Below are 20,343 nucleotides of genomic sequence, written 5' to 3'. Positions count from 1 at the left end.
AGACACCGGTTGATCGTCATCAAGCGACCAATCTCGTCCTCAGGCTATGGTTTACGGCAGGGAGGAAAACTTGATGCAATCAAACCCAGTACTCAGCTTCCACGGCGCCGCTGGCACGGTGACGGGATCGTGTTTCTGCCTTGAGGCAAGCGGCCGGAGGGTCATCATTGACTGCGGCATGTTTCAGGGCTCGAAAAGCGAGAAGCAGTTGAACTATAGGGCTTTCCCTTTCGATCCCGGCCAGATTGACGCCGTCATCCTGACGCATGCCCATATCGACCATTCGGGCCTTCTACCGAAGCTCGTGAAGCATGGTTATGGCGGACCGATCTACGCGACGCGCGGTACGATTGATCTGTGCGGCGTGATGCTTCCGGATTCGGCTCATATCCAGGAATTCGAAGTCGACCAGCTAAACCGCCGGAACCGTCGCCGTGGCCGCGACACCGTCAAACCGATCTACACGGCCGAAGACGCCGAGGCAACGCTCACCCAGTTCAGACCATTGTCGTTGCGTCAGTGGCAGGATCTGGGTGACAGCATTCGCATCCGCTTCTGGAATGCCGGGCATCTGCTTGGATCGGCCTCCGTGGAGATCGAGATCGGCGGCGAGGCGCCAGTTCGGCTTCTGTTTTCCGGTGATCTCGGGCCGGCCTTCAAACTGCTTCAGGCTGATCCGGAAGCGCCTCAAGGCTGGGACTACGTGGTGTGCGAGAGCACCTATGGCGACCGGGACCGCATCGATACGACCGACGAGATGCGCAGACGGATCTTGCAGGATGAGGTGAACGCCGCCGCGCGGCATCAGGACGGGGCGCTAATCATTCCCTCCTTCGCCGTCGAGAGAACCCAGGAACTTTTCGCCGATCTCGCCTTCCTGATGGAGCAAGGGAAGATCCCCGAATGCCCTGTCATCATCGACTCCCCGCTGGCAACAAGGGCGACTGAGATATTCAAGGCCCATTCCGGCGAATTGAACAATGGCGACCTTCTGGAGCGCGCGATCCGCTCGCGCTTCGTACGCTTCACCGAGAGCGTCGAGCAATCCAAGGCGCTGGACTTCGTGAAGGGTTTTCATATCGTAATCGCAGCGAGTGGCATGTGCGAGGCAGGTCGCATCCGCCACCGATTGAAGAACTGGTTGTGGCGCGAGGAGGGGACAGTGCTTCTCGTCGGTTTCCAGGCTGCGGGAACGCTCGGACGCATACTCCAGGACGGAGCGGCGACCGTGAAAATCCAGGGTGACGAGATTGCCTTGAGGGCGAGGATCCGTTCGATCGATGTTTACAGCGGACATGCCGATGGTGCTGAGCTGGCGGACTGGCTCTCGGCCCGAAAGCCGATCCGTCACGCGGTTTTCCTCGTGCATGGTGAAGATCAGGCACTGGCCGCCATGAAGGCACGGGTCGCCGGTGTTGTTGGCGAGGAACGGATCTTCATCCCCCACATCGACTCGGCCTTTCGTCTCGAAGCCGATGGACCCGTCGACATCTCAACCTTCCTGCCACCGCCTCGTATGGATCCTGCGCAGGCGGGCCATCGTGACTGGAACAACGACTATCAGGGCCTGATCCAGGATCTCCAGGCTGAGCTCCGCATGGCTGCAGACGACAAGGCCCGCCGCGCCATCGTCCGCAAGATAAGGCGCGCCTTGGAGAGCTAACAGCGTGCGTGACTGTTTCCCATGCTGACCTGCCGGGGCTGGTCTGGTAACCTTGGCTGGCGGCCTCAGGCAGCTCGGAGATGGCCATATCAGCTAGCTGCCGCTCAATGCGAGTTCACGACTATCTCCCCCTCAGGCCCAACCTGATCTGCTTTTCGATCTCGATGATGGTGAAAAAGGCGGCACCCAATGCCGTGATCAGCAATCCGTCGACGAGTGACACGGGCATGGTGCCCAGCAGCGCCTGTAGTGGTGGCAGATAGGTGACCGAAAATTGCGCGGCTGTGATGGCAATCACGACGGTCCACACCACCTTCGTTCCGCGTACGGCGGCCCAGGTGAGCGAAGTGCTGTGGATGTTGCGGATGAAAAACAGGTGGAAGATTTCCAGAACGACGAGGGTGTTCATCGCCATGGTCTGCGCCAAGGCCAGCGGATAGCCACGGTCGACAGCATAGGAAAAAATCCCGAAGACGGCGGCGAGAAACAGCAGCGCGACCAGGATAACATGCCAGACGAGCTCACCCGACAGAATGGGGGCGTTCCTTGGTCGAGGGGGACGTGCCATCGTGCCGGTTTCCGTCGGCTCAAAAGCGAGTGCGATACCAAGTGTGATACCGGTGATCAGGTTGACCCATAGGATCTGGACGGCAGTCACAGGCAGGGCCAACCCCATCAGGAGAGCCAGGACAATCGTCATGGATTCACCGGCATTGGTCGGCAGCGTCCAACTGATCACCTTCTTGAGGTTGTCATAGACGGTGCGACCCTCCCGCACTGCAGCTGCAATGGATGCGAAATTGTCGTCCGCGAGCACCAGGTCAGCCGCCTCCTTCGCGGCCTCGGATCCCTTTTGCCCCATGGCAATGCCAGCATCGGCGCGCTTGAGCGCCGGTGAATCGTTGACGCCGTCTCCGGTCATGGCGACCGATAATCCGCTGCTTTGAAGTGCGGTGACCAGCCGTAGTTTATGTTCGGGGCTGGTGCGGGCAAAGACATCAACACTGACCGCTTCAAGCGCTAGTTGAGCGTCATCCAGCTTGTCGAGGTCTGTTCCCGTCAACACCCGATGGGGGTTTTCCAGTCCGATCTGGGTGGCTATCGCGGCCGCCGTTCCCGCGTGGTCGCCGGTGATCATCTTGACGCGGATGCCAGCGGACCGGCACTCGGCCACTGCGGCAATCGCTTCAGGACGGGGCGGATCAATCAGTCCCACCAAGCCGAGAAAATGCAATCCATGTTCCAAACTGGTGGGAGCGATGGTTTCGCCCAGTTCCTGCCGTTCCGCCAGGGCCAGTACCCGCATACCAAGACCGGCCATAACTTCGGCACGCTGGTGCCAGTGCTGTAGATCTATATCGGCACACATGCGCAAGACCCGTTCGGGCGCACCCTTTACATAGGCGGTTCTGCCTTCGGTGCTCTCGGTGAGGACTGCCATGAAGCGGTGTCGGGAATCGAAGGGAATGGCATCAAGCCGCCGATGGTCGAGCCTGTGGCTCCCGCAAACCTTGCCTGCGAAGGCTAGAAGCGCACCTTCCATCGGATCGCCTTCGACGGTCCATTGACCGTCCCTCAGCGCAAGATGCGCATCGTTGCACAAGGCGCTTGCATGCGCCAATAGCTTGAGATCACCATCGGGTGCGATGATGCCTTCCGGGGCATAGCCTTCGCCGCTAATTCGGAAAGCACCTTCCGGTGTTTCCACTGCGGCCACAACCATCTCGTTGCGGGTCAGCGTGCCAGTCTTGTCTGTGCAGATGACCGAAACCGACCCAATAGCTTCGATCGCTGGCAGTCGACGTACAATCGCGTTGCGCCGCGCCATGGCCTGCACACCGATGGCCAGAGTGATTGTCATAACCGCTGGCAGGCCTTCGGGAATGGCCGAAACGGCCACCGCCACCACTGTCATGAACATGTCGAGGAAGTCATGATGCGTGACGAAGTAACCATAGGCCAAAAGGAGTGCGGCGATCAGCAGGATGAGAAAGGACAGCCAGCGGGCGAAATGGTCCATCTGCTCAACAAGCGGTGTCGTCAGCTGCTCGACCCCCTCGAGAAGACCACCGATGCGACCAATTTCAGTTTTGCCGCCAGTCGCGACCACCAGCCCGCGGGCCGTTCCCTGGGTGACCAGCGTTCCAGACCAGAGCATCGGGTGGCGATCACCGAGGGGTGACTCGGGAGCAACAGCCGGGATGCTCTTTTCCACCGGCACGGATTCACCGGTCAGAATTGCCTCCTGTGCCGCCAGACCACGCGCCTCCAGCAACCTGAGATCTGCGGGCACCTTGTCGCCGGCTTCCAGAAGGACCACATCGCCGGGAACCAACTCTGCACCGTCGACCGTCAGGCGCTCACCGTCTCTCAGGACTGCCGCATGGGGTGCCAGCATGCTCCTGATGGCGGACATCGCGGCTTCCGCCTTACCCTCCTGGATGAAACCGATGATCGCATTGGCCAGAACCACGGCAAGGATGACGCCGGTGTCGACCCAGTGCTGCAGGGCGGCGGTCACAAGCGCTGCCGCCAGCAGGACATAAATCAAAACGTTGTTGAACTGGCCAACGAACCTGATCAGCGGTCCACGACCGGTTGTGTCTGGTAACCGGTTTGGCCCGTATTCCCTGAGGCGCCGGGAGGCTTCCGATGCGGATAGTCCGGTCAGAGACGTGTTCAGGCTAACAAGGCAGACTTCCGGTGATTGGCTGTGAGGAGCTTCGATCGGCATTGCTGTATCCTTGTCGTGCGTCATCGTGCGGTGTAGCCGCCATCAACGACCAATTCAGCTCCAGTCACGAATTTGGCTTCGTCCGAGGCCAGATAGACCGCCGCCCAGGCGATGTCGTCCGGCTCCCCCATGTGGCCGACGGGATGCACGGAGCCGGCCGCGGCCTTGGCGGCCTCCAGATCTTCGGACGTGGCACGGAGATGGTTTTCCACCATCGGCGTCCAGATATAGGCGGGATGGATGGAGTTCACGCGGATCTTCTCCGCGGCATAGGTAATAGCGTCGTTCTTGCTCATCAGGCGCACGGCACCCTTGGATGCGTGATAGGGCGCGATACCGCCGACACCGATGAGACCTGCAATGGACGACAGATTGATGATCGACCCACCGCCAGCCGCACGCAAATGCGGAATGGCATGTTTGGTGCCGAAGAAGACGCCCTTGACGTTGACCGCCTGGACCCGATCCCATTCCTCCTCGGTCACCTGGTCTGTCGGTTTCGGCGTTCCGGATATACCCGCGTTGTTGACCATGATGTGCAAACCACCGAACTGTTTCGCGGCCGCGTCGATTGCAGCCTTCATAGCCTTCTCATCGGCCGCATCGGCTTTCCAGAACGCCACCGCGTGGCCCTTTTTCGTCAGAGCATCGGCAAGGGCGGAGCCCTCTTGTTCGAGCAGATCGAGGATAGCGACCTTCGCGCCTTCCTCGGCCATGCGCTCCACGCAAGCGCGCCCGATGCCAACGGCACCTCCGGTGACGACGGCAGTCTTTCCCTTCAGACGATTCATTGCAGTTCCTCCTTCGGTTGATCGTCCTGCGCAGGCGCTAGACGAGTTGGCGGCCTTCTGTTTCGATATCCGGAATTTCAGTGCGTTCCTCCGTTTCACCGCCGCATAGCAGTTCGACAGCCCGGTCGGCGGCATCCTGGAACGGCTCGAGCACGAGGTCCGCGCCGGATCGCTTGAGATCCGACGTCTCTTTCGCGCCATGCGAAGTGACCGCGACCGTCCCCTGGAAGCCGGCGGTCCTGAGGAGCTGGATCAGCGTCCTTCGTGTGTCTTCAACGGTGAGCCCGGTCACATGCTGGGGTATGGTGGAGACGACCCATCGTGCGCGCTGCAATGGCAGCTCGGCGAGGAATTCCGGGTCAGTTGCATCGCCGAAGCGGGCCTCAAGGCCGAGTTCTCTCCAGCGCTGAACCGCCTGAGGATTGAAGTCCACTCCCAACACCGGTATCCCACGCCGCTGCAGCCTTAGACCGACGGCGCTGCCGAAACGCCCGAGCCCGAACAGGATTATGTCGCCCATCGCCGCCGTCTCGCCCTCGCCTTCCGCGACGGGTTCACGATAGGTGTCACGGCGCTCGAACACGTTCAGCAGCGGTTCGAATTTGGCGAAGAGCGTGTGGGAGTAGGTGATCATGTAGGTGGACATGGCGATCGTCACCAGTCCGACCATGGTGACGAGCCCAAGAGCGTCCTCCCTTACATGGCCGATCGTCACGCCCATGGCGACGAAGATCAGGGAGAACTCACTGATCTGGGCGACAGTCAGGCCGGCAAGGAAACCGGTCCGCTTGCGGTATCCCATGGCACCCATGATCGCTAAGACGATGAGCGGGTTGCCGATGAGAACGAACAGCGAGAAAACGAAGGCGGCAAACATGTTGGCGCCCAGAAGAGACAGATCCAGTGTCGCGCCAAGCGCGATGAAGAAAAAAAGCAGGAGAAAATCCCGCAAGGGTGCAAGGCGGGCAGCGATCGTTTCGCGGTAGGGCGTCGAGGCCAGCGACACGCCGGCCAGCAGCCCGCCCACCTCTTTACCAAGCCCGACAATGTCACCAATTGCGGCGAACACGGCCGCCTGGGCAATGGCGAAGACAACCAGCAGTTCGGGCGCTTTCGCAAGCCGTTCGGTGAGCGGCGTGGCAACGTAGCGGACGAAGACGACGACCAATGCCACCAGCGCCGCCCCAGACAGGAACACGGTGAGAACGGAGCCTTCGCCGTGGCCAACGGATCCTCCGGCCGCACCGATACCGATCGCGGACAGGACGATCATCGCGATGACGACCACCAGATCCTGAACGATCAGGAAGCCAAGAGCAATTTGGCCATGCAGGGAGTCGATCTCCCGTTTGTCGGACAGCAGCTTGACGATGATGATGGTCGACGAGAATGTCAGCGCCACGGCGACATAGAGGCTCGTCAGATGATCGAGCCCGACGGCAAGGCCAATCAGGTAACCGAAAATCGAAGTGAAGGCGACCTGGCCGAGACCTGTCATCAAGGAGACTGGGCCGAGCGAGCGGATCAGGTTGACATCTAGCTTGATGCCGACGAGGAACAAAAGGACCGCGATGCCAAGCTCCGCTAGTAGCTCGATCTGGGCGTCCGAATGCACGACGTCCAGTGCTGAGGGGCCTGCCACCAATCCGACTGCGATGAAGCTGACGATGAGCGGTTGGCGCAAGAGCACACCAACCAGACCGATGAGCGCTGCCATGAACAGCAACAATGCGATCTCGGAAAACGGTGTCAGCAAGGGGATAGCCATCAGTGCTCCTGAATGCTTTTGCCATTGAGGTGCCGAATAGTCTGCACTGCCTCGGGCACTGGCCCGTCAGTCCCACGCGGACGCGTTTCGTGGCAACGAAGGAAGTCCTGCAGATCTGCATCGGAAATGCGCCAACCCTTGCCGATGTCGATCGCCCGGAGTGAGCCATCCTTTATCCAGTGCCGCACCGTGGCCTCGCTCACCTTTAGCCGGTCGGCGATTTCCTGAACGGTCTGATACTGGTCGTGCGGCATCGTATGGCACCCTTTGATCTCATATGCTGAAGGATAGCGGCATATGACGGTGGATCGTTGATCGAAGTCAAAGATGCCTGCGAACACTCGTGCTCTGATGCTCAAGCAGGACGAGAGGAGCGAGTTATGAAGCACATCATGGTGGCGACCGACTTTTCTGAACGATCTGACCGTGCGCTCCGGCGGGCGACGCTTTTGGCCAAGCAGACGGGCGCGTCGATTACACTTGTGACGGCCGTTGATGAGGACAAGCCGCGCCACCTAGTTGATGAGGAGAAACGTGAGGCCGAAGTTCTGCTTCGTGCGATGAGCGCCACCGTCCGTCTTGTCGACGGTGTGCCGTGCGAAGCAAGGGTGGCCCTCGCCGAACCATCTCAGGCAATCATTCAAGCCGCAAACGAGGCAGGGCCCGATCTGCTTGTGATTGGTCCGCATCGGCGACAGCTGTTTCGCGATATCTTCGTGGGCACGACCGCAGAGCGGACGATCCGAAACGCTCCCTGTCCCGTTCTGATGGTGAATGCGACACCGGCAGGGCCATATCGACACGTCCTGCTGACGACGGACCTGAGCGACGGCTCGCGGGATGCGATGACCTCCTATGTCGAGCTTCACCTCGCTGATCAGCTGCCTCATTCGATGCTGTACGTGTTCGATGTCCCCATGCTGAGGCTCGCACTAAGTTCCGGCATAACGGAGCGTGAGAAGAGGCAGTCCATCGAGGACGAGTGGCGCAAAGCGTCGCTTTCTTTGTCCACTTTCCTCGCCTCACTGCCGCTGCAACACGTCAACTCCCTGCTGCGCTACGAGGAGAAGGCAGCAAACCACGAGATCCTGTCGGAGGCAGCCGAAGTCCCTGCCGATTTGATTGTCCTCGCCACCCATGGCAGGCGCGGTCTTGAAAAACTGCTGCTCGGCAGTGTGACCGAAAAGGTCCTGAGGGATTCGGAGGTCGATGTGCTGGCCGTGCCGCCGCAGCGCTCTTCCTGATCTCTGTTGTCCCACTCAACCATACCTACCTGAACGCAAGGAGCCTCCCATGCCCCATATTCGCCTCAGCTACATGCCGCTTGTCACCTATCCGGACGTCGTCCCGGACGAGCCTGTCACAGCGGCCATCTCGCTCGCCGAAAGACTTGGTTGTGAGCTTCATGCCACCACATTTTCTGTAGACATTCCTGCCATGTCCTCGCCATTGGGGGGAATGCTGATCAACGTTGCCGAGCTGGTCCAGACCACAGAAGAACACAGTCGGGGCCATTGCCGGCGACTGCAGGACCTTGTTTTGCAGCACGCTGGATCGTCCGTAAAGGTGGAGTGCTCAAGCAGGCACCTTCCGGCAGGCGTGGCGGGCGACGCTGCGGCAAACGAGGCTCGCTATCACGATGTCTCCTTGTTGCCGTGGGCCAAGGATATGCTCGTCATTCAGGAGTTTGCTCAAGCGGTCATCTTTGCATCTGGACGTCCGGCGATCCTCGTTCCCCCATCTGCCGGTCAGGATCCGGTTCGTCACCTCGCGGTCGCGTGGGATGGAAGCCGTGTCGCGGCTCGCGCCCTTGCCGACGCCTTGATGTTTGTTGACGATCAGACACAGATTACCGTGCTGACAGTTCAGGACGAGAAGCAGCTCGGTCGGCACGACCTTGGGCAGGCTCTGGTCTTGTCGTTGAAGAAGCGTGGCCTTCGAGCGGAAGCCCAAAACGTATCGCTGGATGACCGGTCAATTTCCCTGGCCCTCCAGGAAGCGGCACTCACAGCCGGTGCGAACATGCTGGTCATGGGGGCCTTTGGCCATTCACGCATTCGCGACTTCATCCTTGGGGGCGCCACGAAGGGCGTGTTCGCGGATCTCCGGCTGCCAGTCCTGCTTTCGCACTGATCGGCACCACCCGTGAAACGCTGCTGGGCCGGATGGCTTGAGTCGCGGACTCTTGCTGACGTTTAAGGGTACAAGGCAGGTTGAGCAGATGTATTTTCGAGCACTGGCAGCGGATTATGACGGAACTCTTGCCTGCCACGGCGCCATTGAGCCGTCTACCATTCGGGCCATGCTTCGTCTTCGGGAGGCCGGTCGCAAGCTGGTCCTTGTGACCGGTCGTGAGATGGCAGATCTCAAGCACGTCATGCCTGATCTGACGCTGTTCGACAGGATCGTTGCCGAGAATGGCGGCGTACTATTCGATCCGGCGACGGGCCGGGAGAAGCTGCTTGGTCCTGGACCGCCTGTCGAGCTTGTCAGAAGTCTGATGGCGCGTGGGGTTGAGCCGATTTCCGTGGGGAGGACGATAGTTGCAACATGGCAGCCACACGAAGCTGCGGTCCTTTCAGCTATCTCCGAGCTCGGGCTGGATTATCAGATCATCTTCAACAAGGGGGCTGTGATGGTCCTCCCCTCAGGGGTCACGAAGGCTACCGGCCTGGCTGCAGCTCTCCATGATCTTGGACTTTCGGCCGCGAACGTAGTCGGTGTCGGTGATGCGGAAAATGACCGCTCATTTCTGGCTCTATGTGGCTGTTCCGCAGCGGTGGCCAATGCATTGCAGTCGGTCAAGGAGAGCTGCGACCTCCAACTGAAGTATGATCACGGCTCGGGGGTCACTGAACTCATCGAGGCGATCATGACCCAAGATGCCGCCATTCTTCCTCCAGAGCGCAGAGGCATCTGCTTTGGTATCGATTCGACAGGATCTCGTGCGATCCTCACGCCACAGGAGTCTTTGCTCATCCTTGGAGGCTCGGGAAGCGGAAAGTCGCGCTTCGCGACGATGCTGATAGAACGCATGATGGAGAGGCAGTTCAGCATTTGCGTGCTGGACCCCGAGAGCGAATACGGAAACTTCGAAGCGGCCGTGGTGATAGGCGATGACAAACAGGCAGGGAGCATCACCGAGGCTATGCGCCTCCTGTCCCGCGGGATAAATGTCGTCTTCGGCACGCTGGCCATCAATCTCAATGCGCGCCGCCAGCTTTTTGCGAAGCTTGTTCCCCAAGTCCTCGCATTGCGGGAAACTCAAGGTCGCCCGCATTGGATCGTGGTCGATGAGGCGCATCACTACCTCTTCCGGAGCAGTGCAGAGACCGCCACCGCTCTAGCGCGGCAAGGCCAGGGAATGGTGCTTGCCACAATCACCCCCGAGTGGCTCCCGCAAGAGACTGTGTCCACCGTCGATCATGTCATCGCCTTTGGGAGTGCTGCTCTGGACCTCCTCAAACAATGTTCGGCTGCTCCGCTGCAGACGCGGACCGAGTTTAAACGGCGTACTCCCGATCAGGCATTGTTGTGGTCGCGCAGCTCACCTCGAGAGGTTCGCATCCTGCAGATCGAGGGACCGGTTCAGGTTCATGAGAGGCACAGAGGCAAATATGCCCTTGGCGATGTGGGTGAAGCCAGAGGCTTTTACTTTTCCTGGTCCGGTGACGGAGTGGATCATCGCGCCCACAATCTTGCGAAGTTCATTCAGGAGTCACGCATCATCCCAAGCGAGGTTTGGACGCGTCATCTGAGAGCTGGCGATTTCGCCGCGTGGTTTCTTCACGTGATCCGGGACGAAGAGCTGGCAAGACGGACAGAGGAGATTGCAGGCGACGAGCAGCTTTCGGGGGCTCAGAGCCGCGACCTGATCGAGACTGCGATACGCGACCGCTATGCGATCCCAGTGGATGAATTGCACTAGCAATTGGACGGACACCGGACCTCAGTATCCGTTTACCATTGCCCATATCAACAGGAATACAACTTGACCGCCGTGAAACTGTCCGGCGTGACTGAGATGCTATCAATGCCGCATTCCACCAGGAACTTCCAAATTCGGGATGGTCGCTCGGCGCTTGGCCTCTTGGTCTGAATGCCTTGGGAACGAAACCCTTCAGCAGGGGTGGCTCCGGTTGGCGATCAGTCCAGTCAATCCACCAAATTGCCGGGCGAGGACTCGTCAGGTATATGGAGACATGTCGACGTTTCCTTTAGCGCATTCCAATGCGCATGAAGGCGCAACGCAGGGACCGGCCGGCTTATCGGCATCCCGGATCGCCGGGCGTCTTTCTGTCTGGAGCGATCCCGACTTAACCAATGGACCTCTCGTGCTAACCGAAATCTCCATCGTTGTTTTCCTCACGCTACTCAACGGCGTTCTGGCAATGTCCGAACTTGCCGTCGTTTCCTCCCGCCCCGTAAGGTTGAAACGTAACCGGTGTTCTGCTCCCACATTGTCTGCCGTTGCCTGATCTGTGATCGACGTCCCATGGATGAAGAACGGGAGTTTCTCCATGGAGACTACACTGGAGTTTCTCACAACTACGAAGCCTGTACGTGAGGTTCATCGTCAATGGCCGGACGAGGTTAAAGCGAAGATCGTTTCGGAAAGCTTGAGGCCTGGCACGACGGTCAATGAGGTTGCTCAGCGCTATGGATTGCGAGCGAACAGTCTATCCACCTGGCGCACGATGGCGCGGCAGGGCAAGCTGATCCTTCCAGCACCGGAGGATGCGGTAGAGTTCGCGGCGGTGATCGTCGATCAGCCTGTTTCGGAACCGCCGCCTAAAGCGGTTAGTCGCCCTGAGATCGTCATCGGTCTCGTCACCATCCGCCTTGAGGAAGGTGCGTCTGCTGCCCGGATCGCTGCCATCGCCCGAGCTCTGGCGGCGGCGACATGATCTTTCCGTCGAACCGCGTCAGGATCATGGTAGCGACCAAGCCCGTAGATTTCCGCAAGGGCCATGACGGCTTGGCGGCGCTGGTGAAGAACGAACTGCACAAGGACCCGTTCACCGGAACGGTTTTCGTGTTCCGGTCTCGCAAGGCGGACCGGTTGAAGCTGATCTACTGGGATGGCTCCGGAATCGTCATGGCCTACAAGAGGCTGGAGGAGCACAGCTTCACCTGGCCCGGCATCAAGGATGGCCTGATGAAGCTGAGCCACGCGCAGTTCGAAGCCCTGTTCGCAGGCCTCGATTGGCGGCGGGTTCATGCCGTCCAGACGAGAACGCCGGAGGCCGTCGAATAGCTGCGGCACGATGACTCAGCGCCGCAAATTCCAAAGGCAAATCGGCTCGGGATTGGGTAGTTTCCGGGCATGCTGGACGCCGCCGACCTACCCGATGACGTTGCCGCCCTGAAGGCGATGCTGATTGCGGCACAAGCACGCGAGGCGGCCAAGGACGTCGCGATAGTCAGTAAGGACGAGCATATCGCCCGCAAGGATGAGCGGATCGAACGGCTTGAGAAGCTGGTGGCAGCATTCAAGCAGGCAGCCTTCGGGCGCAAATCCGAGAAGACCGATCCTGACCAATTCGACCTGGCGCTGGAAGACCTGGAGACGGCTATGGCCGCGATCCATGCTGAGGATGAGGCGGACGTTCCTGCTGGAAGCAGGATTGCCAAGCCACGCGCGATCAATCGCGGTTCCCTTCCGAGGCATCTCCCGCGTGTCGAAGAGGTGATCGAGCCGGCAAGCCTGACGTGCGCCTGCGGCGGTTGTCTGCATTGCATTGGCGAGGATGTCTCCGAGCGACTGGACGTGATCCCGGCACAGTTCCGCGTGATCGTCACCCGTCGCCCCAAATATGCTTGCCGCGTCTGTACCGACGGTATCGTCCAGGCCGCAGCTCCAGCACGGTTGATCCCGGCAGGGCTGCCGACGGAAGCGACCGTCGCCCATGTGCTGGTCTCCAAGTATGCCGATCATCTTCCGCTCTATCGGCAGGCCCAGATCATGAGCCGCCAGGGCATCGATCTCGACCGATCAACGCTGGCCGATTGGGTCGGTCGGGCAGCCTATGAACTGCGGCCAGTCTTTGATGCACTGATTGCCGACCTGAAGCGCTCGACCAAGCTGTTCATGGACGAGACCCATGCCCCGGTTCTCGATCCCGGCTCGCGCAAAACCAAGACCGGATACTTCTGGGCACTCGCGCGCGATGATCGCCCATGGGGTGGTGGCGCTCCGCCAGGTGTCGCCTTCACCTACGCTCCCGGGCGCGGTGGCATTCATGCCGAACGGATATTGCAGGGCTTCTCGGGCATCCTGCAGGTGGATGGATATGCCGGATACAACAGGCTGATCGCACCAGAGCGAGTTGGTCCGGACATTCGGCTTGCCTATTGCTGGGCACACGCCCGTCGCAAGCTGGTGGAGATCACCCGCAACGGCTCAGCACCCATCGCCGAGGATGGCGTCAAGCGGATCGGCGAACTGTACCGCATCGAAGCCGAACTTCGGGGCCTTGATCCTGAAGCTCGCCTTGCCGGACGGCAGGAACGATCAGCACCGCTGGTGGCAGAACTGCAGACCTGGCTCGCTTATCACCGCGCACGCGTCGCGGCCAAGTCGCCGCTCGGCGAGGCATTGGCCTACATCACCAAATACTGGGATGGTCTGAAGCTCTTCCTGACCGATGGTCGTATCGAGATCGACAACAACAGCGTCGAGCGAACCATCCGGCCGATTGCCCTCAATCGCAAAAACGCACTCTTCGCGGGTCATGATGCCGGAGCAGAGAACTGGGCGATCATCGCCTCGCTGATTGAGACGTGTAAGCTCAACGCCGTCGACCCGCTGGCCTATATAACCGGCACACTCACCGCCATCGTTAACGGCCACAAGCAGAGCCGGATCGATGAGTTGCTGCCGTGGAATCAGCTTGTCGCCTAGCAATTTCTGACCCATTTATCGCCAAGCATTCGATCCGGTTTCATCCACCACGCGATAGGAAACCAGAATTTAACTGCAGTGATGGCAGGAATTATCTACTTCAAGTTGTCGAGGTGCAGCAATGATAAGAAACCTATTTGGCCTGGTCGCGGGCCCGATAATTTTGACCGGCCTCGGATTTCTGTTCTTTGGAGTGTGGGGAGCGGTCATCGGCTTTTTTGTCTTGATAGCCGCCCTCGTCTTCGTCCCGCTGCTTGGAGCTGGAACAGCAATCATGGGCCCGTCTCTGCCTATGGTGCTTCTTGTTGCGAACGCGATTCCCTTCGGATTCTATATCTTGAACTGCACAGGACGGGCATGTCCCAACTACACTCTTGCCGCCGCCGCGCCCATGTATGTGGCTGCGACTTTCTGCGGCTTCGTTTATTGGCTTGTTGCCGCTCGTAAGCGTTAATGTAGCGACAAATATTGGCGCATGGTCACAAGGCCGCGCATAGTTGAAATATGCAATGTCGACCGGTAAGGCCAGTCAAGGTGCTGGCCGAACACCGCTTACGTTGAAACTCCTTGCCGACCAAGGGAATCGAGGTGCTGCAATCGCTATCAGGCTTGCCGAAGACCCAGGCCGCTTCCTCTCCACCGTCCAGATCGGCATTACCCTTGTCGGCGTGCTTTCCGGCGCCTTTTCAGGCGCCACGCTCGGCGCGCGTCTTGCCGGCTGGCTGGAAACCCAAGGTCTGTCTGAGGCCCTGGCTGACGGTTTAGGTGTCGGATCTGTCGTCGTAGCGATCACCTACCTTTCGCTGATCGTCGGTGAATTGGTTCCCAAGCAGATCGCACTTCGTGCGCCAGAAGCCGTCGCATCCAAAGTCGCGCCGGCCATGGCGATGCTCTCCAAGTCGCCCTTCCCCTTGTCTGGTTGCTCAATGCCTCTGGCAAGGCCGTTCTGGCCCTCCTTGGCCAGAAGGGTGAAACCGACGAGAAGATGACCGACGAAGAAATCAAAACAGTTCTCGCCGAAGCACACAGCGCCGGGGTAATTGAAGAAACAGAGTCCGAGATGATCTCCGGCGTGATGCGTCTCGCAGACCGGACCGCGCGTGGCCTGATGACACCGCGGCGCGACGTCGAAGTCATTGACATCGAGGACGACCTCGCCTTCATCCGCGAGCAGTTACGCAACTCGCAGCGTTCGCGCCTGCCGGTGCGCAACGGTTCCTCAGATGAGATCCTGGGCGTCGTTTTCGTCAAGGACGCGCTGGATGCATTCCTCCAAGGTACCGATCTCGATATCCGCGCGCTGATGCGTGAGGCACCAGTGGTGTCCGACATGACCGGTGCTATGAATGTCATCCAATCGCTCCGCCGTTCGCCGGCCCATATGGTTCTGGTCTATGACGAGTATGGTCATTTCGAAGGCATCGTCACATCAGGTGACGTTCTCGAAGCCATCACCGGGGTCTTCCAAGAAGAAGACGGCGAGGAGCCCCCGCTTGCTCAACGCGAAGATGGGTCCTTCCTGGTCGCCGGCTGGATGCCCATCGACGAGTTTGCCGACGAAATGGGTTTTGCGGTTGACGACGATCGCGACTACGAAACGGTTGCGGGGTTTGTGATCGACGAAATCAAACGCCTGCCCATTCTCGGGGAAAAATTCACTGCGAAGGGATGGTCCTTCGAAGTGATCGACATGGACGGTCGCCGCGTCGACAAGGTGCTCGTGCAGCGCATCGACGCCTAATCCGTTCTATCGCTCATGCAATCCAAGGAGCCGGCTGTTGTATCACCGCGACTGCCGGTTCCCCATTTGCTGGACAACGGCAAACATGATGCCAACCACGAGCGCAGGAACCAGATCATCCAGCATTACACCCCAGCCGGCGGGGAGCTGCTCTACATAGGCCATTGGCCAAGGCTTCAGCCTATCGAGGAATAGGAAGAGGGCGGCGAAGGGCACCAGCATCTTCCAGCCCGCTTGGCGGATTAAGGAGGCACCGATCAGAAAGGCCGCGACTTCGTCGATGACAATCCTCCGGTCGTCCTTGATCCCCGTTCCCAGGTCTATGGCAGAGGAGACATAGACGCCCAGAACGAAGATGGTGGCTGCGAGCACGGGCACTGCTAGCCGTGGCAGCTTGATAGACAGTAGTAGCAGCGGCAAAAGGGCAAAGACCGCGAGGGCTGCTCGAAAGGGAACCTTCAACCCCGCCCCAAACCAGGTTGCCAGCAGCCATTGCCACGTCGGAACCAGATTGAGACCGGGCGGCTCGAGAAATTGCAATTCGGGCATGTGCCTCACGGATAGCGGTTTGTAAATTTCGATTGTCCCTCAGGACGCAAGCGGTATAGGCCTTTGAGGTAAGCGCTAGCGGCTGAAGTTCGAGGCAGGTAACGTGAAGTTTTTCTCAGATAGGCTCAGCAGCCGGGTCGCCCTCCGCACTCTGTTCTGGCGGGACATGATTGCTGTCGGCACAACATTGAGTCTGGCGTGCCTGGCAGTGTCGCTACTTCTTGCGGCTTCCGAGGTGCCCATCTGGCTTGTTGTCGTCGTTTTTCTGCTTCCGCTACCGTACAACGCCTTTATGTGGCACTGCGTCTGGCAGGCTGCAGACAGACATGCGGCCTTTGACAAGTTGGTGATCCGGACAGCAGCAAGCGCGTGGCTGTTGATTGTTGTTTTTGTATAGCCAGTTCAGGTCAACACAGGCACTGATTTATCTCGGCGTCGACCTTACGACAAATTCGAGCGCGCTCCGACGCAAAGCAATAGCTCAAGCAGCACGCTGTATCTACCGAGTGCCGAGCCTGCCTTGCGTGATGGCTCCGGCACTGGGGGGGGGGGTGGACGCCTCTCGGCCCAAACCGCCACAGGACTCGGCCACCATGGACCGCCTAGGGTTGCGTGAAGACGCTGGCTTGCTACTATCTCGTGGCGAACAAACTCAAACATATGAAGGAGCCATCTTGATGGACCAACATATTGGCGATCTGATCGTAACAGACGTGACCATAGTCAGTCGTCATGTCACTGGCCTCACTCATGTCAAACCGGGTGGAAACCTTGTAGCTTCGGGGGGCCTGTTAGGCGGACTCAAGATTGAAGCCGGCGCGAATGCAGTTGTATCCGGTGAGGTGGGCCGCAACATTCACAACGAGGGAAACCTCGTGCTGAGCGGCAGGGTCCTGGGAAGCGGATCAGTCATCAAGAGCGCTGAGGCAAGCATAAGCGGCGAAGACCGGCCGTTGACCTCATAATGACCGCAATTGGCGCGAAACGGCCAGATGCGAGCTGTCCCAGATGAACTGAAGCCTGGCTGCGACTGTTGAGCGGCTGTTTCAGATCGCCCACTACATCATGAACGCAACGCCCAGGCTGTAGAAGCACGGAACGGTTTTGCCGGGGGAAGTCGGTCCCGGCTTCCGCTTCGCGGCACTATGCTAAGCCTCCTGCGGCTTCCCTTCTTCCGTCAAACCGTGTCGAGAATTCCCGCTTTCCCGCCCCTGAAGGGGGGCGGCGCTATGCTGAAAGCTCCGATGTTCTTCATTGTCCTTCTCGGATCTCAGACTGGCGCCGATTGATCCGAGCCGAGCGGCTAACCGCCGCTATCGACACGTTGAATCAAGTTGAAATGGAGAGCTGCCCGAGGAGCGCAGCGCTCAGCACTCGGAGCGCAGCGGGCAGATCCATCTTTTTATAACCTGGATCAGACGGAGAACCGGCGTCGCCGGTTCGCATCCGCAAGGAGCGGCCGATCGGCCGCCCAACTATCCTACCCTGTACCGCTCTTACGACAGGTCGCCGATCGCGCCAATGGGCAAGCGCGCAAGCGCTGTCGCTCGTCAGGAAAAACGGCTTTCGCCGTCAAGCCGGCAAACCTTCCGTTTTTCCTTCCTCCCGCCCCATGACCCGATCCGCGTCCTAACGGGAGCGGGCTCAAGCCCTCCCCCTTCGTTCCGCCGGATGTGGGAGCACATCCTTCGAAAACGAAGGCAGAGGCTTCGCCCACTAGCGGGGCTTGCTCCCAAGGGAAAAGGGAAAAACTGGAGCAAGAGACCATGAGCGACATCATCACGATAGCATTAAGCAAGCTTGACGCAGACCCGAAGAACGTCCGCAAGACGTACACCAAGGAGAGCATTGAGAGCCTGTCGGCCTCAATCCTCGCCAATGGCGTCATTCAAAACCTTGTGGTGCGCAAGGCACCCAAGGGGAGATACCTCGTAACCGCTGGCGGTCGCCGCCTTGCAGCCCTCAATCTTCTGGCCGAACGGGGCGAGATCACGGCTGACTACGCTGTGAATGTCATTGTCCGGGAGGCGGGTGACGCCACGGAATTAAGCCTGACCGAGAACGTGATGCGGGAGGCGATGCACCCCGCCGACCAGTTTGAAGCATTCAGAGCGTTGTTCGATGAGGGCAAGTCCATCAAGGACATCGCCGCCCGGTTCGGGACAACCGAAATCATCGTCAAACGCCGTCTTGCGCTGGCGAAGGTTTCCCCTGTCCTGTTCGCGGCGTTCCGCGCCGAGGATATGACCTTTGAGCAGCTTGCCGCCTTCACCATCACCGACGATCACGCTCGACAGGAAGAGGTCTGGAATACCCTCCCCTCATGGGACCGCAGCGCCAATACAATCAAGCGCCGTCTCGCCGTGGATGAAGTCCCCGCAAGCGACAAGCGGCTCGCGCTGATCGGCGGGTTAGAGGTTTATGAGGCGGCTGGCGGTCCAGTGCGCCGCGACCTGTTTGCCGAGCAGGGAGGAGGCTTTGCATGCGATAGCGGCTTGCTTGAAAAGCTGGTTGCCGAGAAGTTGGAGGTAGAGGCCGAAGCTGTGAAGGCCGAAGGCTGGAAATGGGTCGAGTGGTGCGCTCAACAGCCGGATAACATCTATCAGATGGCCCGGGTTTACCCGCAGCGCGTGGACCTCAGCGACGAAGATCAAGCCAAGCTTGACGCACTGACTGAGCGTTATGACGAACTGGCGGCGCAGATCGATGCGGATCAGGAGGATGTCGCTGCCGAGGCGGCCTTGTCCGCCGTCGAGCAGGAAATCACCGTCCTGCAGAAGCGCGAAGAAGCCTATCGCAGCGAAGACCTCGCAATGGCAGGGGCAATCGTTACAATCGACCATTGGGGAAAGTTGTCGGTGCTGAGAGGCCTTGTCCGCGACGAGGACAAGAAGAAGGCCGAGGCGACGGAAGGGAAGCAATGCGGGGCGAACGAGGAAGCTGACGGCGCTTCGAAATCTACGGGACTGACCCATTCAGCCGCATTGATTGAAGACCTGACCGCTCAGAAGACGGCGGCACTTCGTATCGAGCTGGCGAACAATCCCGATATTGCGCTTGTGGCGGTCGTCCACGCGATGTTGCTCAAGGTGCAGTATCGCACGGCATGGGGCATTCCCGGTCACCAGAGCGCGCTTGAAATCTCTGTCACCCATGAAGTGCTGGACGGTTCGATGAAGCGTCCCGCCGAGAATAAGGCCCTTGAGGCGTGGGGAAGCCTTGAGGAAAACTATGGGCATCGGCTTCCCGGCGATCCTGCTGACCTTTGGGAATGGCTGATGGATCAATCGCAAAGCGAATTGTTGCAGCTTCTGGCCTATGCCGCCGCCCATTCCGTCAATGCGGTTGAGAAGAAGTTCAGCAGTCGCAGCCAAGCGCTGGCCCATGCCGACCAGATGGGCCGCGCATTGAACGTGGACATGCGTGACTGGTTTGAGACTACGGCGGAAAGCTATTTCAGCCACGTCAACAGGCCGACCATTCAAGCCGTTGTTGCCGAGGTGCGCGGCGAGGATTTCGCCGCTGATGTCGGCAGCATGAAGAAGGGCGAGGCTGCGGAGTATGCCGCCAAGTCCATCAAGGACAGCGGTTGGCTTCCGCCTTACGTTCGGATCGCGTCTGACCCCGACGCAGAGGGTGAGGCTGAAACCTCAGAGGACAAGAACGAACACTCGTTCCCGATGGCAGCGGAATAATCCCGCCGCTGCTTGTCCCCGGTCACGTCCTCCAGCGTGACCGGCTCCCTTATTCCAGAGGACAAGCCATGCTTGATTCCGTACCTGATCCGACCCTTGCCGCCGAAAGCTGCTGCCAGCTAATCAACGCCTACCTGAACGATCCGGAGCATGTTGATTGGGATGACGTGCGAAAGGCACTCGATACAGCGCTAAAGGCCTTCGATCTGCCACCGACCCACTTTGAGGAGGCTATTCAGCGCGGCTGAGTTTACTGCAAGATCGCACCTTAGCGCCCGCTTTGGCATCGAGCCAATGCGGGCGCTTTCGCAGGTGCCTGGGAGGCAGAAACGTATCGGGGGACGGCACAGCAGGCCGCTTGTTGAGAGGAGGCCCGCGCCCCCTCCTCTCAAACTCTCCTCCCCACCCGGTTGAATTTCCCCAACAATAACGGGGGGTAAATCCTACTCTGGAAACGTTCCAGATTTCCGCGTGAAGAGAGGGAAGGCGCGGAAAAGT

At 59.4% G+C, this 20,343-nt stretch carries 19 protein-coding genes and 1 pseudogene; 15 read left to right on the top strand and 5 right to left on the bottom strand.

Going from position 1 to position 20,343, the window contains the following annotated elements; translation table 11 throughout:
* Positions 1 to 73: 73 nt before the first annotated feature.
* Positions 74 to 1,663, top strand: a complete 1,590-nt coding sequence (locus U2P60_RS21595) for an MBL fold metallo-hydrolase (protein ID WP_413574428.1) — start codon at positions 74 to 76, stop codon at positions 1,661 to 1,663.
* A 121-nt stretch (positions 1,664 to 1,784) separates the two neighbouring features.
* On the opposite strand, the gene U2P60_RS21590 is transcribed toward U2P60_RS21595, so the two are convergent.
* From U2P60_RS21590 to U2P60_RS21575, 4 genes are read right to left on the bottom strand one after another with little or no spacing between them, the layout of a single operon-like run.
* Positions 1,785 to 4,397 carry a cation-transporting P-type ATPase gene (locus U2P60_RS21590; RefSeq protein WP_413574411.1) on the bottom strand — a complete coding sequence of 871 codons (2,613 nt, stop codon included), beginning with the start codon at positions 4,395 to 4,397 and terminating at the stop codon, positions 1,785 to 1,787.
* Positions 4,398 to 4,417: 20 nt separating this feature from the next.
* Complete coding sequence (locus U2P60_RS21585; protein ID WP_413574410.1) at positions 4,418 to 5,188, bottom strand: SDR family NAD(P)-dependent oxidoreductase; 771 nt, start codon at positions 5,186 to 5,188, stop codon at positions 4,418 to 4,420.
* 37 nt (positions 5,189 to 5,225) lie between these two features.
* Positions 5,226 to 6,956 carry a cation:proton antiporter gene (locus U2P60_RS21580; protein ID WP_413574409.1) on the bottom strand — a complete coding sequence of 577 codons (1,731 nt, stop codon included), beginning with the start codon at positions 6,954 to 6,956 and terminating at the stop codon, positions 5,226 to 5,228.
* The gene (locus U2P60_RS21575) at positions 6,956 to 7,210 is read right to left on the bottom strand and encodes a helix-turn-helix domain-containing protein (protein ID WP_413574408.1); all 255 of its coding nucleotides are present in this window, start codon (positions 7,208 to 7,210) and stop codon (positions 6,956 to 6,958) included. The genes U2P60_RS21580 and U2P60_RS21575 overlap by 1 nt, the downstream gene beginning before the upstream one ends.
* Positions 7,211 to 7,336: 126 nt before the next feature.
* On the opposite strand from U2P60_RS21575, the gene U2P60_RS21570 reads away from it, so the two are divergent.
* The 10 genes and pseudogenes from U2P60_RS21570 (at position 7,337) to U2P60_RS21525 (ending at position 15,601) form a co-directional block, all read left to right on the top strand.
* A complete protein-coding gene (locus tag U2P60_RS21570) occupies positions 7,337 to 8,200 on the top strand; it encodes a universal stress protein (protein WP_413574407.1) in 864 nt (287 codons plus the stop codon).
* A 49-nt stretch (positions 8,201 to 8,249) separates the two neighbouring features.
* Positions 8,250 to 9,089: a universal stress protein gene (locus U2P60_RS21565; protein WP_413574406.1), complete on the top strand. Its 840-nt coding sequence runs from the start codon at positions 8,250 to 8,252 to the stop codon at positions 9,087 to 9,089.
* A gap of 88 nt (positions 9,090 to 9,177) precedes the next feature.
* Positions 9,178 to 10,884: an HAD hydrolase family protein gene (locus U2P60_RS21560; RefSeq protein ID WP_413574405.1), complete on the top strand. Its 1,707-nt coding sequence runs from the start codon at positions 9,178 to 9,180 to the stop codon at positions 10,882 to 10,884.
* A 274-nt stretch (positions 10,885 to 11,158) separates the two neighbouring features.
* Entirely contained in the window at positions 11,159 to 11,434 is a 276-nt protein-coding gene (locus U2P60_RS21555) for a hypothetical protein (protein ID WP_413574430.1), read from the top strand.
* Positions 11,435 to 11,476: 42 nt separating this feature from the next.
* On the top strand, positions 11,477 to 11,863 hold the full coding sequence (tnpA, locus tag U2P60_RS21550; RefSeq protein WP_413574404.1) for an IS66-like element accessory protein TnpA: 387 nt from the start codon (positions 11,477 to 11,479) through the stop codon (positions 11,861 to 11,863).
* Positions 11,860 to 12,213, top strand: coding sequence for an IS66 family insertion sequence element accessory protein TnpB (tnpB, locus tag U2P60_RS21545; protein ID WP_413574402.1), 354 nt, complete (start codon positions 11,860 to 11,862; stop codon positions 12,211 to 12,213). Before tnpA ends, tnpB begins: the two co-directional genes overlap by 4 nt.
* Before the next feature lie 69 nt (positions 12,214 to 12,282).
* Positions 12,283 to 13,860 (top strand): IS66 family transposase, encoded by a 1,578-nt coding sequence (gene tnpC / locus U2P60_RS21540; RefSeq protein WP_413574401.1) that lies wholly within the window; start codon positions 12,283 to 12,285, stop codon positions 13,858 to 13,860.
* A 121-nt stretch (positions 13,861 to 13,981) separates the two neighbouring features.
* On the top strand, positions 13,982 to 14,314 hold the full coding sequence (locus U2P60_RS21535; protein WP_413574400.1) for a hypothetical protein: 333 nt from the start codon (positions 13,982 to 13,984) through the stop codon (positions 14,312 to 14,314).
* Between the two features lie 55 nt (positions 14,315 to 14,369).
* Positions 14,370 to 14,854: pseudogene (locus tag U2P60_RS21530) on the top strand (CNNM domain-containing protein); the annotation flags it as partial.
* Positions 14,846 to 15,601 carry a hemolysin family protein gene (locus tag U2P60_RS21525; protein WP_413574427.1) on the top strand — a complete coding sequence of 252 codons (756 nt, stop codon included), beginning with the start codon at positions 14,846 to 14,848 and terminating at the stop codon, positions 15,599 to 15,601. The pseudogene U2P60_RS21530 and the gene U2P60_RS21525, both read left to right, overlap by 9 nt.
* A gap of 42 nt (positions 15,602 to 15,643) precedes the next feature.
* Here the strand turns inward: U2P60_RS21525 and U2P60_RS21520 are convergent, their stop codons facing one another.
* Positions 15,644 to 16,150 (bottom strand): phosphatidylglycerophosphatase A, encoded by a 507-nt coding sequence (locus U2P60_RS21520; RefSeq protein WP_413574399.1) that lies wholly within the window; start codon positions 16,148 to 16,150, stop codon positions 15,644 to 15,646.
* A 103-nt stretch (positions 16,151 to 16,253) separates the two neighbouring features.
* Here U2P60_RS21520 and U2P60_RS21515 point away from each other — a divergent pair, with 103 nt between their 5' ends.
* The 4 genes from U2P60_RS21515 to U2P60_RS21500 all read left to right on the top strand — a co-directional run bounded on the left by U2P60_RS21515 (position 16,254) and on the right by U2P60_RS21500 (position 20,093).
* Complete coding sequence (locus U2P60_RS21515) at positions 16,254 to 16,547, top strand: hypothetical protein (RefSeq protein WP_413574398.1); 294 nt, start codon at positions 16,254 to 16,256, stop codon at positions 16,545 to 16,547.
* 280 nt (positions 16,548 to 16,827) lie between these two features.
* Positions 16,828 to 17,115 (top strand): hypothetical protein, encoded by a 288-nt coding sequence (locus tag U2P60_RS21510; RefSeq protein ID WP_413574397.1) that lies wholly within the window; start codon positions 16,828 to 16,830, stop codon positions 17,113 to 17,115.
* An 801-nt stretch (positions 17,116 to 17,916) separates the two neighbouring features.
* On the top strand, positions 17,917 to 19,845 hold the full coding sequence (locus U2P60_RS21505; RefSeq protein WP_413574396.1) for a ParB/RepB/Spo0J family partition protein: 1,929 nt from the start codon (positions 17,917 to 17,919) through the stop codon (positions 19,843 to 19,845).
* A gap of 68 nt (positions 19,846 to 19,913) precedes the next feature.
* Positions 19,914 to 20,093 carry a hypothetical protein gene (locus U2P60_RS21500; RefSeq protein ID WP_413574395.1) on the top strand — a complete coding sequence of 60 codons (180 nt, stop codon included), beginning with the start codon at positions 19,914 to 19,916 and terminating at the stop codon, positions 20,091 to 20,093.
* Positions 20,094 to 20,343 lie beyond the last annotated feature (250 nt).

The organism is Brucella sp. H1_1004 (assembly GCF_047308065.1).
In the GTDB taxonomy this organism is placed as follows: Bacteria; Pseudomonadota; Alphaproteobacteria; order Rhizobiales; family Rhizobiaceae; genus Brucella; species Brucella pseudogrignonensis_B.
This window is presented reverse-complemented; position numbering and strand designations above follow the sequence as displayed.

What these genes read in the sequence shown, in the direction of transcription:
- U2P60_RS21595 (WP_413574428.1), top strand. Translation starts at nt 74, where the DNA reads ATGCAATCAAACCCAGTACTCAGCTTCCACGGCGCCGCTGGCACGGTG.
- U2P60_RS21590 (WP_413574411.1), bottom strand. Translation starts at nt 4,397, where the DNA reads ATGCCGATCGAAGCTCCTCACAGCCAATCACCGGAAGTCTGCCTTGTT.
- U2P60_RS21585 (WP_413574410.1), bottom strand. Translation starts at nt 5,188, where the DNA reads ATGAATCGTCTGAAGGGAAAGACTGCCGTCGTCACCGGAGGTGCCGTT.
- U2P60_RS21580 (WP_413574409.1), bottom strand. Translation starts at nt 6,956, where the DNA reads ATGGCTATCCCCTTGCTGACACCGTTTTCCGAGATCGCATTGTTGCTG.
- U2P60_RS21575 (WP_413574408.1), bottom strand. Translation starts at nt 7,210, where the DNA reads ATGCCGCACGACCAGTATCAGACCGTTCAGGAAATCGCCGACCGGCTA.
- U2P60_RS21570 (WP_413574407.1), top strand. Translation starts at nt 7,337, where the DNA reads ATGAAGCACATCATGGTGGCGACCGACTTTTCTGAACGATCTGACCGT.
- U2P60_RS21565 (WP_413574406.1), top strand. Translation starts at nt 8,250, where the DNA reads ATGCCCCATATTCGCCTCAGCTACATGCCGCTTGTCACCTATCCGGAC.
- U2P60_RS21560 (WP_413574405.1), top strand. Translation starts at nt 9,178, where the DNA reads ATGTATTTTCGAGCACTGGCAGCGGATTATGACGGAACTCTTGCCTGC.
- U2P60_RS21555 (WP_413574430.1), top strand. Translation starts at nt 11,159, where the DNA reads ATGTCGACGTTTCCTTTAGCGCATTCCAATGCGCATGAAGGCGCAACG.
- tnpA (WP_413574404.1), top strand. Translation starts at nt 11,477, where the DNA reads ATGGAGACTACACTGGAGTTTCTCACAACTACGAAGCCTGTACGTGAG.
- tnpB (WP_413574402.1), top strand. Translation starts at nt 11,860, where the DNA reads ATGATCTTTCCGTCGAACCGCGTCAGGATCATGGTAGCGACCAAGCCC.
- tnpC (WP_413574401.1), top strand. Translation starts at nt 12,283, where the DNA reads ATGCTGGACGCCGCCGACCTACCCGATGACGTTGCCGCCCTGAAGGCG.
- U2P60_RS21535 (WP_413574400.1), top strand. Translation starts at nt 13,982, where the DNA reads ATGATAAGAAACCTATTTGGCCTGGTCGCGGGCCCGATAATTTTGACC.
- U2P60_RS21525 (WP_413574427.1), top strand. Translation starts at nt 14,846, where the DNA reads ATGACCGACGAAGAAATCAAAACAGTTCTCGCCGAAGCACACAGCGCC.
- U2P60_RS21520 (WP_413574399.1), bottom strand. Translation starts at nt 16,150, where the DNA reads ATGCCCGAATTGCAATTTCTCGAGCCGCCCGGTCTCAATCTGGTTCCG.
- U2P60_RS21510 (WP_413574397.1), top strand. Translation starts at nt 16,828, where the DNA reads ATGGACCAACATATTGGCGATCTGATCGTAACAGACGTGACCATAGTC.
- U2P60_RS21505 (WP_413574396.1), top strand. Translation starts at nt 17,917, where the DNA reads ATGAGCGACATCATCACGATAGCATTAAGCAAGCTTGACGCAGACCCG.
- U2P60_RS21500 (WP_413574395.1), top strand. Translation starts at nt 19,914, where the DNA reads ATGCTTGATTCCGTACCTGATCCGACCCTTGCCGCCGAAAGCTGCTGC.